Source organism: Sphingomonas sp. (genome assembly GCF_965200135.1).
Classification (GTDB): domain Bacteria; phylum Pseudomonadota; class Alphaproteobacteria; order Sphingomonadales; family Sphingomonadaceae; genus Sphingomonas.
The window spans coordinates 38,800-53,619 of record NZ_CBDATK010000001.1 but is presented as its reverse complement, the minus strand read 5'-3'; the positions used below and the strand labels follow the sequence as shown (position 1 = coordinate 53,619).

Genomic DNA, 14,820 nt, shown 5'->3' with positions numbered 1-14,820 from the left:
CGCAACAAGGGCTAGTGGACGGTGCCCGTCGCATGCTCGGTGTCGAGCACCGCAAGCAACCGCTCGACCTGACGCCAGCGGCAGAAATGAAGGTGGTTGCCCAGCACCCGGCTGCGCGCCGCGCGCGCGGCGGCCTCGCCGGCGGCGTGCGTGCCGAACAGGGTCAGCAACTCCGCCGCGTCGAGATGCGGGCGGGTGTGGGCGAGATACGCTGGCGGTGTGGTCACCCGCGCCGCCTACGCCGCCACCGCTCAGCCTTTCGCCAACGAAAGAGGTAAACGCGCGTGCAGCCCTGTTTGCAGGTAGCTGGCGCGCAGGCCGGTGGCGTGGCAGGGGCGGCACATGCCCGCTCATCGACCAGCCTCCGCCGGCGGCCTGCCCATCGCGCTCGGCGCCATCGGCGGGGCCGCGATCGGCTTCGTGGTGCATCAGCCGACGATCTGGTTCTTCATCGGCCTGTCGCTGGGCATCGCCGTCGCGCTGCTGATCTGGTGGCGGGGTAAGTGATTCTCCTCCCCTGAGGAGGAGCGGGCCCTGAGGAGGAGCGGGAAGGCAGTTACACCGGTCGCCGCATCTGCCACACCGCGCGGCCGATCACCTCGACGCTTCCCCCCGGCACCGCCGCCGCGTCGGGATTGTCGCTGCCGACCACCAGCCGCCCGCGCTCGCGTCGCACCCGCTTGACCAGCAGCACGCCGTCGATCCGCACGACATAGACCCCGCCCCGCGCATCCGGCGTCCGGGCGGTCTGGTCGATCAGCAGCCGGTCGCCGTCCAGCAACCCCGGCGCCATCGAGTCGCCCGCGACGCGGATGATCGCCGTCTCGCCCTGCTTCAATCCCAGCGAGCGCGCGGTATCGGCCGGCACCGTGTCCAGCCCCAGCATCGCCTCGCCCTCGACCAGCGCCCCCGGCCCCGCCGACGCCGCGACATCCAATCGCGGCACCCGCCACGCCGACGGCGCACCGGCCTCGCCGCCCAGCTCGCCCTCCGCCACGCCGAAGAAGTCCGCCAGCCGCCGCCGATCGCGTTCGGCCAAGTGGCGAGGCCGCCCGTAGCGGACCCACTGCTGGAGATAGGCCGGGCCGCGACCGAGCATCGCCGACAATCCCGCCAGGCTCACCGACGCGCCGGTCGCCAGCTCCTCCAGACGAATGCGCGGATCGACAATTTTCACACGCCGACGATAACGTATGCTTTTGCATAGACAAGTAGGATTTGAGCATAGAACATAAGAGGAACAGTTGAGTCGGAGGGGCCCATGTCGCCGTTGCTGAAAGAAATCGAACCGTTCCTGCGCCGGACGGGCATGCCGGCGACCAAGTTCGGTCGCATGTCCGTCAAGGACCCGCGCCTGGTGCACGACCTTCGGCGCGGACGTGAGGCGCGCGACGCGATGATCGCCCGTGTCCGCTCCTTCATCGAGGAACTCGGCCAATGATCGTCGCCGATCCCGCCCGCCTGCTGCTCCGCACGCTTCGCCGCTCGGCAGCCGCGGCGAACTGCGTCGTTGCGCTGTCGCACGAAGCGGAAACACGGTGGTCGAGCGCCACCTTCGTCGGCGGCCAGCACCGCGTGGCGGTCATGGGCGACGCGATCGACGGCTGGCTGGTCGCGCTGCCAGAGGCCGACCTGCCGATGAACGGCTGTTTCGTCGCCAGTTGCGCGGTCGAGCGGACCGCCACCGGCGCGCTGCTCACGGTGCTGGTGCTGGAGGAATGACCGAGCGTTTTGGTGTAACCTTTGCTCACCTTTGGCGCGGTTGCGTCGCCCCGTTCGACAAGGAGCGGCCCAGCCGCCTCGCGCGAACGACGAACCGATCCCCGCTTGTTTGATATAACGTAACCTAAGGGCTAGGCGCAGCGACGCTCCTCCACTGCCGAGTCCCCGCTCCCATGCCCAAGACCCTCCTGCTCGCCGCCGCCTCGCTGCTGCCGGTCGCGCCCGCCGCCGCCCAGACGGCGCCCGCTCCGCCTACGCCGCGCGACGTCATCGTCACCGCGCCGGTCAACACCAGCGAGCGCGACGTGTTGCAGGGCACTTCAATCCTGTCCGGCGTCCAGCTGCAACGCGACCTCAAGCCGACCATCGGCGAGACGCTGGAACGGCTGCCCGGCGTCTCCGCCACCTCGTTCGGCCCGTCCGCCTCACGCCCCATCCTGCGCGGCTTCCAGGGCGAGCGCATTCGCGTGCTGACCGACGGCATCGGCTCGATCGACGTGTCGAATACCAGCGTCGACCACGCCGTCATCATCGACCCGCTCCTCGCCGAGCGGGTGGAGGTGCTGCGCGGCCCCTCCGCGCTGCTGTTCGGGTCGTCGGCGGTCGGCGGCGTCGTCAACGTCATCGACCGGCGCATTCCGCGCGTGGTGCCGGCGGACGGCTATCGCCTCGACGCCACCGCCACCTACGGCTCCGCCGCCGACGAGCGCTCGACCAGCGCGGCGGGCGATCTCGCGGTGGGCAAGCACCTCGTCCTCCATGCCGACGGCTCGTACCTGAAGACGGACGATCTCCGCATCGGCGGCTATGCGCTGACCCCGGCGCAGCGCGCGGCGGCGCTGAGCCAGGTCGGCTTGCCTCAGACGGGTGACGAGCCGATCGACTTCGCCGCCAACGCCGCCGTCCGCGGCCGCCTGCCCAACACCGCGGCGGAGACCTGGACCGCGGGCGTCGGTGCGGCGATCGTCACCGACACCGGCACGCTCGGGGTCGCCTACAGCCATTATGACAGCCTCTATGGCGTGCCGATCCGCTATGCGACGCAGGTCGGCCAGGAACAGGAGGCGCCCCGCCTCGACGTCGTCCAGAACCGCTTCGACCTGCGCGCCGAGGTGCAGACCGGCGGCGGCTTCCTCGACCGTATCCGCCTGCGCGCCGGCCACGCCACCTATCGTCACTTCGAGCTGGAGCAGGACGGCAGCGTCGGCACCGCCTTCTACAACAACGGCACCGAGGGCCGGCTGGAGCTGGTCCAGGCGAAGCACGGCGTGTGGCAGGGGGCGTCCGGCGTCCAGTATTTCAACCGCGCGTTCGATGTCGTCGGCGACGAGGCGTTCCTGCCTCGCAACGGCACCGACCAGACCGGGCTGTTCACGCTTCAGCAGTTCGACTTCGGCGCGTTCAAGGCGGAGGGCGGGCTACGCTACGAGTTCACCGACGTCGCCGCCAAAACTCCGACCGGCGACGCGCGGTTCTTCAGCGGCGGGCGCAGCTTCCAGGCGTTCTCGGGGTCGCTCGGCGCGTCCTACGGCCTCAGCGACGGCATCCGCATCGGCCTGAACGGCTCGCGCACCGAACGCGCGCCGTCCGCCGAGGAGCTGTTCGCGAACGGCGGCCATGCCGGCACGCAGGCCTATGAGCTGGGCAGCCCCGATTTCCGGCTGGAAAAGAGCTGGGGGCTGGAGGCGACGCTGCACGCGCATAACGACCGCTTCGATTTCGATGCGTCCGCCTATTACAACCGCTTCTCCGACTACATTTCGGAGAACCAAGTCGCGCAGGGCATCTGCGCGACGGCGGCGGCTCCGTCGGGACGGACGGTCGACCTGCCCTGCTTCCAGTATCAGCAGGGCGACGCGCGCTATGCTGGGGTCGAGGCCGACCTGACCGGGCGGCTGTTCACGTTCGGCGAGACCAAGATCGTCGCCGATGTCCTCGGCGACTACGTCCGCGCGACGCAGATCGGCGTCGGCCCGGTACCGCGCATCCCGCCGGTCCGGCTGCTCGGCGGCATCGAGGCGCAGAACGACCGCTTCACCGCGCGCGGCGAGGTCGAGCACGTCTTCGACCAGAACCGCATCGCCGCGTTCGAGACGCCCACCGACGGCTACACGATGGTCAATCTGTCGGCGAGCCTGAAGCCGTTCGCCGCCAGCCCGCGCACCAGCCTGGTGCTCTCCGCCAACAACCTGCTCGACGTCGACGCGCGCCGCCACGCCAGCTTTCTCAAGGACTTCGCGCCGCTGGCTGGCCGCGATCTGCGCGTGACGCTGCGGGTTGGGGTCTAGACGCGCCCGCCCGCCCCGCCTAGCCGGGGCGGGAAGAGGAGAGACAGAATGGCCGGCATGGGACGCTTCGACTGGGCCGACCCGTTCCTGCTCGACGAGCAGCTGAGCGACGACGAACGCATGGTCCGCGACACCGCGCGGGCCTATGCCGAGGACAAGCTGGCGCCGCGCATCGTCGAGGCATTCCAGCACGAGCATACCGACCCCGCGATCTTCCGCGAGATGGGCGAGCTGGGGCTGCTCGGCCCCACCATCCCGGAGGAATATGGCGGCGTCGGCGCGTCCTACGTCGCCTATGGCCTGGTCGCGCGCGAGGTCGAGCGGGTCGATTCGGGCTATCGCTCGATGATGAGCGTGCAGTCCTCGCTCGTGATGTACCCGATCAACGCCTATGGTTCGGAAGAGCAGAAGCGGAAGTACCTGCCAAAGCTCGCGGCGGGCGAGTGGATCGGCTGTTTCGGCCTGACCGAGCCCGATGCCGGCTCCGACCCCGGCGGGATGCGGACGGTCGCGAAGAAGACCGCCGACGGCTACGTCATCTCGGGCTCGAAGACCTGGATTAGCAATTCGCCGATCGCCGACGTGTTCGTGATCTGGGCGAAGACCGAGGACGGCGCGATCCGCGGCTTCGTGCTCGAAAAGGGCATGGCCGGCCTGTCCGCGCCCAAGATCGAGGGCAAGCTGTCGCTTCGCGCCTCGATCACCGGCATGGTGATGATGGACGAGGTCGCGGTCGGCGACGACGCGATCCTGCCCGACGTGGTCGGGTTGAAGGGGCCGTTCGGCTGCCTCAACCGCGCGCGTTACGGGATCAGCTGGGGGGCGCTCGGCGCGGCGGAGTTCTGCTTCCACGCCGCGCGCCAATACGGCCTCGACCGCAACCAGTTCGGCACGCCGCTGGCCGGCCGCCAGCTGTTCCAGAAGAAGCTCGCCGACATGGAGACGGAGATCGCGCTCGGGCTCCAGGCCAGCTTGCGCGTCGGCCGCCTGATGGACGAGGGCCGCTTCGCGCCGGAGATGGTCTCGATCGTCAAGCGCAACAACGTCGGCAAGGCGCTCGACATCGCCCGCATGTCGCGCGACATGCACGGCGGCAACGGCATCTCGGGCGAGTATCAGGTCATGCGCCACATGATGAACCTGGAGACGGTCAACACCTATGAGGGCGCGCACGACGTCCACGCGCTGATCCTGGGCCGCGCGATCACGGGGATCGCGGCGTTCTGACGTGATCGACCGCCAGCCCACCCTCACCGGCGAGCGGGTCGCGCTTCGGCCGCTGCGTGGCGACGATTGGGACGCCCTGTTCGCGATCGCCGCCGATCCGGCGATCTGGGCGGTCCATCCGGCGCACGACCGCTGGCAGGAGCCGGTGTTCCGCCGCTTCTTCGACGATGCGCTGGCGAGTAGCGGCGCGCTGACGATCGTCGATCGCGCGACCGGGGTGGTCATCGGCTCCTCGCGCTACGGCGAGTACGACGCCGACCGCGATCGGATCGAAATCGGGTGGACCTTCCTCGCCCGCGCTCATTGGGGCGGGGCGGTCAACGGCGAGGTCAAGCGGTTGATGATCGATCATGCGTTCGCCGACGTGCCGAGGGTGGTCTTCTGGGTGGGTGAGGACAACGTCCGCTCGCGCCGGGCACTGGAGAAGATCGGGGCGACGCCCACCGATGAAACCGAGGATCGATCGATGGCGACAGGCATCGTCCGTCACCTCGTCTACGCGATCGCTCGATGACCCGGCCTCACCCCCTCGCCGGCCTCAAGGTCGTCGAACTCGCGCGCATCCTCGCCGGCCCATGGGCGGGTCAGGTCCTCGCCGACCTGGGTGCGGAGGTGGTCAAGGTAGAGTCGCCGCAGGGGGACGACACCCGCAGCTGGGGACCGCCCTTCGTCGCCAACCCCGACGGCACGCGAACCGCCGGCTATTACCACGCCTGCAATCGCGGCAAGCGCTCCGTCGTTGCCGACTTTACCACGCCTGAGGGCCAGCAACTCGTCCGCGATCTGGTCGCCGATGCCGACGTGCTGATCGAGAACTTCAAGGTCGGCGGGCTGGCAAAGTACGGTCTCGACTACGCCTCGCTCGCCGCGCTCAACTCGCGCCTGATCTACTGCTCGATCACCGGTTTCGGTCAGGACGGCCCCTACGCTACCCGCGCCGGCTACGACTATATCGTTCAGGGCATGAGCGGGATCATGGACCTGACCGGCGAGCCCGACGGTCAGCCGCAGAAGATCGGCGTCGCGTTTGCCGACATCATGACCGGCCTCTATGCGGTAATCGGCATCCAGGCGGCGCTGGCGCAGCGCGAGCGGACCGGGCGGGGGCAACAGCTGGACTTGGCGCTGCTCGACACCATGACCGGCGTGCTCGCCAATCAGGCGATGAATTACTTCATCAGCGGCGACACCCCGGCGCGCGTCGGCAACGCGCACATGAACGTGTCGCCCTACGCGGTCTTCCCGGCGAGCGACGGCTGGTTCATCCTCGCGGTCGGCAACGACGCGCAGTTCCGCCGCTTCTGCGCCGTGATGGGCCTCGAAGAACGCGCGGAATGGGCCACCAACGCCGGCCGCCTCGCGCACAAGCCAGCACTTTTCGCCGCGATCGAGACGCTGACCCGGCTGCGATCGAAACAGGACCTGCTGCATGCCTGCGAGGCGGCGGGCGTCCCCGCCGGTCCCATTAACACCGTCGCCGAAGCGTTCGACGATCCGCAGGTGATCGCGCGCGGCATGCGGATCGAGGTCGCACGCGACGACGGCACCACGCTGCCGGGCCTGCGCACCCCGATCCGTTTCTCCGACGCCGAGTTGGCGTCCGGGACGGCCGCGCCCGATCTGCCGAAGGAGTAGACCATGGCCGACGCGCCGCTGAAGGGCATCCGCATCGTCGAGCTTGCCGGCATCGGTCCCGGCCCGTTCGCCGGCATGATGCTCGCCGATCACGGCGCCGAGGTGATCCGCATCGATCGTGGCGCGAGACCGGGCATCACCGTCGATGCGCGCGACCCGCTGCTGCGCTCCCGCCGCTCGATCGCGCTCGACCTCAAACAACCCGTTGCCGTCGCCGCCGTCCGCCGCATCGCCGCGCAGAGCGACGGCCTGATCGAGGGCTTCCGCCCCGGCGTCACCGAGCGGCTCGGACTCGGACCGGACGTGCTGCTCGCCGACAATCCGCGGCTCGTCTATGGCCGCATGACCGGCTGGGGCCAGACCGGGCCGATGGCGCACGAGCCCGGCCACGACATCAACTATCTCGCCATCTCGGGCGCGCTGCACGCCTTCGGCCGCGCGGGCGAGAAGCCGATGCCGCCGATCAACATGGTCGCGGACTTCGGCGGCGGCGGCATGATGCTGGCGTTCGGGATGCTCGCCGCCCTCCTTCACGCGCAGCGCACCGGCGAGGGCCAGGTCGTCGACGCCGCGATGACCGACGGATCGGCGCTGTTGATGAGCATGATCTGGGGCTTTCGCGCGATGGGTCGCTGGTCCGACCGGCGCGGCGAGAACCTGCTCGATACCGGCGCCCATTTCTACGACACGTTCGAATGCGCGGACGGCAAGTGGGTCAGCCTCGGCGCGATCGAGCCGCAATTCTACGCCGAGCTGCGCCGAGTGATGGGCCTCGACGGCGCCGAATGGGACGCGCAGATGGACCCGCGCAATTGGCGCCCGCTCAAGGCGGAGCTGGAGCGCCGCTTCCATGAGCGCCCGCGCGACGCATGGGTCGCGGCGTTCGCGGGACACGAGGTGTGCTTCGCCCCCGTGCTCGGCTTCGACGACGCAATCGCCGACCCGCACAACCGCGCGCGCGGCACCTTCGTCGAGGCCGGCGGCGTCACCCAGCCAGCCCCCGCCCCGCGCTATTCGGCGAGCGCGACGGTCGCACCGGTAATGGCGACCGAGCGCGACGATGCCGGCGTGCTGCGCCACCTCGGGTTCAGCGCCGATGAGGCCGCGGCGCTAGGCCACTGACGCCAAACGTGCGATAGACCGCTCAAACAGATCAGGAGACTCCGTCATGGCAACCGCCCTTCGCAAGCCGCAGATGACCGCCGCCGAGTGGGAAGCGCGGCAGGAGCTCGCCGCCTGCTATCGCGTGTTCGACATGATGGGTTGGTCGGAGATGATCTACAATCACATCACGCAGAAGATTCCGGGCGAGGAGGGCGCGTTCCTCATCAACCCGTTCGGCCTGCATTTCAGCGAGGTGTGCGCGTCGAATCTCGTCAAGATCGACATCGACGGCAACAAGCTCGACGACAGCCCCTATCCGGTCAACCGCGCGGGTTTCGTCCAGCACGCGCTGTTCCACCGCCACCTGCCCGACGCGCACGCGATCGCGCATACCCACACGACGGCGGGGATGGCGGTCAGCTCGGTCGAGGGCGGCTTGCGCAACGTCAATTTCTACGCCTGCAACTTCGCCAACCAGATCGCCTATCACGAGTTTGAGGGCGTGACGGTGCGCGACGAGGAGGGCGAGCGGCTGCTCGAACATCTCGGCAACAAGCGCGTCATGCTGCTCCGCAACCACGGTATCCTGGTGATGGGCCGCTCGATCCCGGAGGTGTTCGTCAAGCACTGGGCGCTGCAACGCGCCTGCGAGATCCAGGTCGCCACCGCGTCGATGGGCACGCCGCTGGAGGTGCCCGCCGAGGTCGTCGCCGTCCACCAGCGCGACCTGCACCAGAGCCAGGTGCCCGGCGTCCAGCCCGGCAAGGCGGACTTCGACGCGATGGTGCGGCTGGTCGACCGGAAAGATACGAGCTGGCGCGAATAGCGACGGCGGCCGCACCCAATCCGTTATCCCCGCGAAAGCGGGGACCCATCTCCCCCGCTCTGAACGTCGAGACGATATGGCGTGGGCGGCGTCGGCGATGGGTCCCCGCTTTCGCGGGGATGACGACAGGGGTGAAATCGGGCTAACCAATCTCGCGCATGATCCGCTTCACCGTCAACAACCAGCCGGTCGAATACCGCCTCGACCCCGCCACCCCGCTGCTGTGGGCGCTGCGCGACGCGTCCAATCTGACCGGCGCGAAATACGGGTGCGGCACGGGGCATTGCGGCGCGTGCATTGTCGATGTCGACGGCACCGCGCGCGCGGCCTGCCAGGTGCCGGTCGGGACGATCGAGGGCAGCTACGTCACCACGATCGAGGGCCTGTCGCGCGAACGCAACCACCCGCTCCAGCTCGCCTTCCTGGCGGAGGGGGTGCCGCAATGCGGCTTCTGCATCGGCGGCATGATCATGCAGGCGAGCGTGCTGCTGCGAAAGAACAGCAATCCCACCGAGGCGCAGGTCCGGGAGAGCATCACCGTGATTTGCCGCTGCGGTGTCTATCCCCGCGTCGTGGAGGCGATCCAGCGCGCCGGCCGGGCGCTGAGGGGCGAAGAGGTGATCCCGGCGGGCTTCCGGCCCGGCATCGACCCCGCCGATGCAGCCCGTCAGGTGCCCGCGCTGACGCGAGGATCGGGCAACCGCTAGGCTACGCCCCGCGCCACCGCCACAACAGCAACGGCCTGGCCAGCGCCAGTCCGGCCAGGAACCCGCCGATATGCGCCGCGATCGCCACCGGCTGGTTGCCCTGCCCCGCCCCGACCAGCAGCTGCACGCCGACCCACGCCGCCGCCAGCCAGATCACGTTGACTACGCCCGCCGGTATCGGCCCGATCGCCTTGGGCCGCCGCTCGCCATAGAGCAGCGCATAGGCCGCCACGATCGCGGAGATCGCGCCGCTCGCCCCGACCATCGGCACCACCGAACCGGGTCCGGCCACCCACTGCCCGACCGCCGCGGCATAGGCACCAACGACGTACAGCCCGATCAGTCCCCGCGCGCCCAGCGCACGCTCGGCCTGCTTGCCGCAATAGACCAGCATCACCGTGTTGAAGAGCAGGTGCAGGATGCCGCCATGGATCAGCGTCGCGGTCAGCGGCGTCACCACCACCGGCAGCAGCGTCACCGGCGCGCTGACCGCGCCCGCATCGACCCGGCCGGGGATGAACCCCGCCGACAGCGCCGCCGCCGGCAGCCAGCCGGTGACCAGCAGCACCGCCGACACCAGGATGGTCAGCGCCGCGATGCCATAGGTGGCGGGGGCGTCGGACCAGCGCATCGTCATGGTCCCCCTCCTCCGACCCCCCTCGGCGTCAAATGAACTCGATCTTGTTGACCACATAATAGCGGTCGCCCGACGGCACCGTCACCTCGATGTCCTCGTCGACCTTGCGCCCGATCAGCGCGCGGCCGAGCGGCGAATTATAGCTGATCCGCCCGGTCTTCGCGTCCGCCTCGGTCTGGCCGACGATCTGATATCGCACCGGCTTGTCGTCGTCGTCGAGCAGCGTCACCGTCGCGCCGAACACCACCTTGTCGCCCGACAGGTCCTTGGGATCGATGATCTGCGCGCGGGACAGCTTGTCCTCGATGTCGCTGATCGTCGCCTCGTTCTGGCCCTGCTGCTCCTTGGCGGCATGATATTCGGCGTTTTCGGACAGGTCGCCGTGCGCGCGCGCCTCTTCGATCGCGTCGACGATCAGCGGCCGTTCCACTTTCAGGCGCTTCAGCTCAGAGGTGAGCTTCTCATAGCCCTCCTGCAGCATCGGCATCTTCTCGACGGTCGCCATCTCGGTCTTCCCCAATTGATCTGCCCCGCGCGGTTCCTTCGGAACCGCTCGCACTCACATTCTCGCTGGTCGGGGGTCAGTCGTGCGAACGGGAATGATAGGATTGCAGCGGCCGCACTTCAAGGTCACCGCCCGAACTCCCCTGCGCCTGGGCGATCACCTTCGCCGCTTCCAGCGCCGCCGACGCGGTCGTGAAATAGGGCACGCGGTTCGCCAGCGCACTCGACCGGATCGGGGCCGAGTCCTTCAGGCTCTGCCACCCCTCTGTGGTGTTGAAGATCAGCGCGATGTCGCCGTCGGTGATCCGGTCGACGATGTGCGGCCGCCCCTGCGCGACCTTGTTGACCTGCTCGACCGGCAGCCCGGCGCGGCGCAGGTGGTCGGCCGTCCCGACCGTCGCGACGATGCCGAAGCCCGCATCGATCAGCGCTCGGACGGCGGGCACGATCATCTCCTTGTCGCCTTCCTTGACGCTGACGAACACCGTGCCCTCCGTCGGCAGCACCGTGCCCGCGCCCAGCTGTGCCTTGCCGAACGCAGTGGTGAAGTCGCGCGCGATGCCCATCACCTCGCCGGTCGACTTCATCTCGGGGCTCAGCACCGGGTCGACGCCGGGGAAGCGGTTGAACGGGAACACCGCCTCCTTGACCGCATAATAGTCGATGTGCCGATCGATCGGCGGCAGATCGCGCAACTTCTCCCCCGCCATCACCCGCGCGGCGATCTTCGCCACCGGCGTGCCGGTCGCCTTGGCGACGAAGGGCACGGTACGGCTGGCGCGCGGATTGACCTCGATCAGGTAGATAGCGTCATCCTTGACCGCGAACTGCACGTTCATCAATCCCACGACGCTTAGCGCACGGGCCAGCGCTTCGGTCTGGCGCTCGATTTCGGCGATGATTGCCGGGCTCAGCGAATAGGGCGGCAGCGAGCACGCGCTGTCGCCCGAATGGACGCCCGCCTCCTCGATATGCTGCATGATGCCCGCGACCACCACGTCGTCGCCGTCGGCGATCGCGTCGACGTCGACCTCGATCGCGTCGCGCAGATACTGGTCGATCAGCACCGGCGCGTCGCCCGACACTTGGACGGCGGTGGCGATATAGTTGTCGAGTTGCCGCTCGCTGTCGACCACCTCCATCGCCCGCCCGCCGAGCACGTAGGAGGGCCGCATCAGCACCGGGTAGCCGATGCGATTGGCCGCCGCGACGGCCTCGTCCCGGCTGCGTGCCAGCCCGTTCATCGGCTGCTTCAAACCGAGTTTGGCGACCAATGCCGCGAACCGCTCGCGATCCTCCGCCAGGTCGATCGCGTCGGGCGAGGTGCCCAGGATCGGAACGCCCGCCTTTTCCAGCGCGCGCGCGAGGTTCAGCGGCGTCTGCCCGCCGAACTGGACGATCACGCCGACCAGCGTCCCCGCCTGCTGCTCGACGTGCAGGATCTCCAGCACGTCCTCCGCCGTCAGCGGCTCGAAATACAGCCGGTCGGACGTGTCGTAATCGGTCGACACCGTCTCCGGATTGCAGTTGACCATGATCGTCTCGAAGCCGACCTCTTCGAGCGCGAAACAGGCGTGGCAGCAGCAGTAATCGAACTCGATCCCCTGCCCGATCCGGTTCGGCCCACCGCCCAGGATCACGACCTTGCGCCGGTCGCTGGGCTGCGCCTCGTTCTCCGGCTCGCCGAACGACGGCGCCTCGTAGGTCGAGTACATATACGGCGTCTTCGCGTCGAACTCGGCCGCGCAGGTGTCGATCCGCTTGAACACCGGCCGCACGCCCAGCTTGTGGCGATGCGCGCGCACCTCGTCCTCGGTGACGCCGCCGGTCATCGCCTTGACGACCTCGTGGATCAGCCCGGACCCCCGCGCGATGCCGCGCCGCATCCCGCGCAGGTGCGCGCTTTCCAGCGCCAGCCAGGCGAGCCGCTTGTCGCTGAAGCCCATCGACTTCAGCCGCCGCATCCCCGCCGCGTCGATCGGCAGACCGTTCTCCATCACCTCGGCCTCGGCGGCGATGATCTCCGCGATCCGCTGGAGGAACCAGGGATCGTATTTGGCGATCGCATGCACCTCCGCGACCGTCATGCCCTCGCGCAGCGCCTGCGCCGCGACCAGCAGCCGGTCCGGCGTCGCCACGGCCAGCGCCGCCTCGATCTCCGCGCGCGGCCGCCCGACCAGCCGATCGACCTGGTTGAAGCCGGACAGCCCCGTCTCCAGCCCGCGCAACGCCTTTTGCATCGATTCGTGGATGTTGCGGCCGATCGCCATCACTTCGCCGACCGACTTCATCGCGGTGCCCAGCACCTCTTCGGCGCCCTTGAACTTCTCGAACGCGAAGCGCGGGATCTTGGTCACGACATAGTCGATGGTCGGTTCGAACGCCGCCGGGGTCGCGCCGGTGATGTCGTTCTCGATTTCGTCGAGCGTGTACCCGACCGCCAGCTTCGCCGCGACCTTCGCGATCGGAAAGCCCGTCGCCTTCGACGCCAGCGCCGACGAGCGCGACACGCGCGGGTTCATCTCGATCACCACCAGCCGGCCGTCGGCGGGGTTGACCGCGAACTGGACGTTGGACCCGCCCGTCTCGACGCCGATCTCGCGCAGCACCGCGATGCTGGCGTTCCGCATGATCTGATATTCCTTGTCGGTCAGCGTCAGCGCCGGCGCGACGGTGATCGAATCGCCGGTATGGACACCCATCGGATCGACGTTTTCGATCGAGCAGATGATGATGCAATTGTCCGCGCGATCGCGGACCACCTCCATCTCATATTCCTTCCAGCCGAGCAGCGACTCCTCGATCAGCACCTCGGTGGTCGGCGAGGCGTCCAGCCCCTTGCGGACCAGCTCGACGAACTCGGCACGGTTATAGACGATGCCGCCGCCGGTCCCGCCCAGCGTGAAGGAGGGCCGGATGACCGCAGGCAGCCCGGTGATCTCCAGACCGCTGAGCGCCTCCTCGACCGAATGCGCGATCGCCGAGCGCGCCGAGTGCAGCCCGATCCGCGTCATCGCGTCCTTGAACTTCAGCCGGTCCTCCGCCTTGTCGATCGCTTCCGCGTCGGCGCCGATCATCGTCACGCCGAACCGCGCCAGCGTGCCGTCGCGCTCCAGCGCCAGCGCCGTGTTCAGCGCCGTCTGCCCCCCCATCGTCGGCAGCACCGCATCGGGGCGCTCCTTTTCGATGATCGCGGCGACGACAGCGGGCGTGATCGGCTCCACATAGGTGGCGTCCGCCAGCTCCGGATCGGTCATGATCGTCGCGGGGTTGGAGTTGACCAGGACGACGCGATAGCCCTCCTCCTTCAAAGCCTTGATTGCCTGCGTGCCCGAATAATCGAACTCGCACGCCTGGCCGATCACGATCGGGCCAGCGCCGATGACGAGGATGGAACAGATGTCGGTGCGTTTGGGCATTGTTTTCTACGCGATCAATGCATACGATGATTGCATTGCAATCACGGAAGGGTTGACGTGGCGAGTGTGACGATCCGCAATCTGCCCGACGACGTGAAGCAGGATCTTCGCGAACGGGCGGCGCGCAACGGCCGCTCGCTGGAAGACGAAGCGCGGCGTGCCCTTGTCGCACTGGTCCGGCCGGAACCGCCGAAGGAGCGCAAGTCGATCGGGCAGATGCTCTACGAGGCAAGCCGCCCCGGCGTCGATCTGCCGATCCCGCCGCGCAGCCGCGCACGCATCCCGGTATTCGACGCCGAATGATCCTCGTCGACACGAACGTCTGGAGCGAGCTGGTGAAGGCTGTCCCGGACCCTCAGGTAAGAGCATGGGAACTCGATCACGCCGATCAGCTATGGCTGTCCACCGTCGTGACGGGCGAGTTTCTGTCGGGCGTGGAGCTGATGCCGGAAGGCCGACGCAAATCGACGTTACGCGCGCAGTATGACGCGATCCTGGCCGAATATGCGGACCGGATCGCGCCGTTCGATCTCCCGGCTTCCCGGCGCTACGCCACGGTATTGGCTCAGTTGGAACGCGCCGGGCGCGATCCCGGCACGGCGGACGCACAGATCGCCGCGACGGCGTTGACGCGAGACCTAGCTTTGGCGACCCGCAACACCAAGCATTTCGCTGGTCTTGGACTGAAGCTGATCGACCCGTGGCAGGCGTGATCGCCTGCGTGCCCGAATTATCAAATTCGCACGCCTGG

General features: G+C 68.4%; 17 protein-coding genes. 12 read left to right on the top strand and 5 right to left on the bottom strand.

Annotated features, from left to right (window positions below):
• Positions 1-11 precede the first annotated feature (11 nt).
• Positions 12-227: a hypothetical protein gene (locus tag ACOFKS_RS00315; protein ID WP_419807255.1), complete on the bottom strand. Its 216-nt coding sequence runs from the start codon at positions 225-227 to the stop codon at positions 12-14.
• Between the two features lie 115 nt (positions 228-342).
• On the opposite strand from ACOFKS_RS00315, the gene ACOFKS_RS00310 reads away from it, so the two are divergent.
• Positions 343-507: a hypothetical protein gene (locus tag ACOFKS_RS00310; RefSeq protein ID WP_419807254.1), complete on the top strand. Its 165-nt coding sequence runs from the start codon at positions 343-345 to the stop codon at positions 505-507.
• A gap of 49 nt (positions 508-556) precedes the next feature.
• Here ACOFKS_RS00310 and ACOFKS_RS00305 read toward each other — a convergent pair whose 3' ends face one another.
• Positions 557-1,177 carry a S24 family peptidase gene (locus ACOFKS_RS00305; RefSeq protein WP_419807253.1) on the bottom strand — a complete coding sequence of 207 codons (621 nt, stop codon included), beginning with the start codon at positions 1,175-1,177 and terminating at the stop codon, positions 557-559.
• Between the two features lie 84 nt (positions 1,178-1,261).
• Here ACOFKS_RS00305 and ACOFKS_RS00300 point away from each other — a divergent pair, with 84 nt between their 5' ends.
• The 9 genes from ACOFKS_RS00300 (at position 1,262) to ACOFKS_RS00260 (ending at position 9,509) form a co-directional block, all read left to right on the top strand.
• Positions 1,262-1,441: a hypothetical protein gene (locus tag ACOFKS_RS00300; RefSeq protein ID WP_419807252.1), complete on the top strand. Its 180-nt coding sequence runs from the start codon at positions 1,262-1,264 to the stop codon at positions 1,439-1,441.
• Positions 1,438-1,722 carry a hypothetical protein gene (locus ACOFKS_RS00295; RefSeq protein ID WP_419807251.1) on the top strand — a complete coding sequence of 95 codons (285 nt, stop codon included), beginning with the start codon at positions 1,438-1,440 and terminating at the stop codon, positions 1,720-1,722. The genes ACOFKS_RS00300 and ACOFKS_RS00295 overlap by 4 nt, the downstream gene beginning before the upstream one ends.
• A 173-nt stretch (positions 1,723-1,895) precedes the next feature.
• Positions 1,896-4,010, top strand: a complete 2,115-nt coding sequence (locus ACOFKS_RS00290) for a TonB-dependent receptor (RefSeq protein WP_419807250.1) — start codon at positions 1,896-1,898, stop codon at positions 4,008-4,010.
• 48 nt (positions 4,011-4,058) lie between these two features.
• The gene (locus tag ACOFKS_RS00285; protein ID WP_419807249.1) at positions 4,059-5,237 is read left to right on the top strand and encodes an acyl-CoA dehydrogenase; all 1,179 of its coding nucleotides are present in this window, start codon (positions 4,059-4,061) and stop codon (positions 5,235-5,237) included.
• 1 nt (position 5,238) lies between these two features.
• Positions 5,239-5,751 carry a GNAT family N-acetyltransferase gene (locus ACOFKS_RS00280; protein ID WP_419807248.1) on the top strand — a complete coding sequence of 171 codons (513 nt, stop codon included), beginning with the start codon at positions 5,239-5,241 and terminating at the stop codon, positions 5,749-5,751.
• Entirely contained in the window at positions 5,748-6,872 is a 1,125-nt protein-coding gene (locus tag ACOFKS_RS00275) for a CaiB/BaiF CoA transferase family protein (protein WP_419807247.1), read from the top strand. Before ACOFKS_RS00280 ends, ACOFKS_RS00275 begins: the two co-directional genes overlap by 4 nt.
• 3 nt (positions 6,873-6,875) lie before the next feature.
• On the top strand, positions 6,876-7,994 hold the full coding sequence (locus ACOFKS_RS00270; RefSeq protein ID WP_419807246.1) for a CaiB/BaiF CoA transferase family protein: 1,119 nt from the start codon (positions 6,876-6,878) through the stop codon (positions 7,992-7,994).
• 46 nt (positions 7,995-8,040) lie between these two features.
• Positions 8,041-8,802, top strand: coding sequence for a class II aldolase/adducin family protein (locus tag ACOFKS_RS00265; RefSeq protein WP_419807245.1), 762 nt, complete (start codon positions 8,041-8,043; stop codon positions 8,800-8,802).
• Positions 8,803-8,960: 158 nt separating this feature from the next.
• Positions 8,961-9,509 (top strand): (2Fe-2S)-binding protein, encoded by a 549-nt coding sequence (locus tag ACOFKS_RS00260; protein ID WP_419807244.1) that lies wholly within the window; start codon positions 8,961-8,963, stop codon positions 9,507-9,509.
• Position 9,510: 1 nt separating this feature from the next.
• On the opposite strand, the gene ACOFKS_RS00255 is transcribed toward ACOFKS_RS00260, so the two are convergent.
• The 3 genes from ACOFKS_RS00255 to carB form a co-directional block, all read right to left on the bottom strand.
• On the bottom strand, positions 9,511-10,146 hold the full coding sequence (locus ACOFKS_RS00255) for a rhomboid family intramembrane serine protease (RefSeq protein ID WP_419807243.1): 636 nt from the start codon (positions 10,144-10,146) through the stop codon (positions 9,511-9,513).
• 28 nt (positions 10,147-10,174) lie between these two features.
• Positions 10,175-10,651, bottom strand: coding sequence for a transcription elongation factor GreA (greA, locus tag ACOFKS_RS00250; protein ID WP_419807242.1), 477 nt, complete (start codon positions 10,649-10,651; stop codon positions 10,175-10,177).
• A 76-nt stretch (positions 10,652-10,727) separates the two neighbouring features.
• On the bottom strand, positions 10,728-14,069 hold the full coding sequence (gene carB, locus ACOFKS_RS00245) for a carbamoyl-phosphate synthase large subunit (protein WP_419807241.1): 3,342 nt from the start codon (positions 14,067-14,069) through the stop codon (positions 10,728-10,730).
• Between the two features lie 57 nt (positions 14,070-14,126).
• On the opposite strand from carB, the gene ACOFKS_RS00240 reads away from it, so the two are divergent.
• Positions 14,127-14,372, top strand: coding sequence for a FitA-like ribbon-helix-helix domain-containing protein (locus ACOFKS_RS00240; protein WP_419807240.1), 246 nt, complete (start codon positions 14,127-14,129; stop codon positions 14,370-14,372).
• Positions 14,369-14,782: a type II toxin-antitoxin system VapC family toxin gene (locus tag ACOFKS_RS00235; protein WP_419807239.1), complete on the top strand. Its 414-nt coding sequence runs from the start codon at positions 14,369-14,371 to the stop codon at positions 14,780-14,782. Before ACOFKS_RS00240 ends, ACOFKS_RS00235 begins: the two co-directional genes overlap by 4 nt.
• The last annotated feature ends 38 nt before the right edge of the window (positions 14,783-14,820 follow it).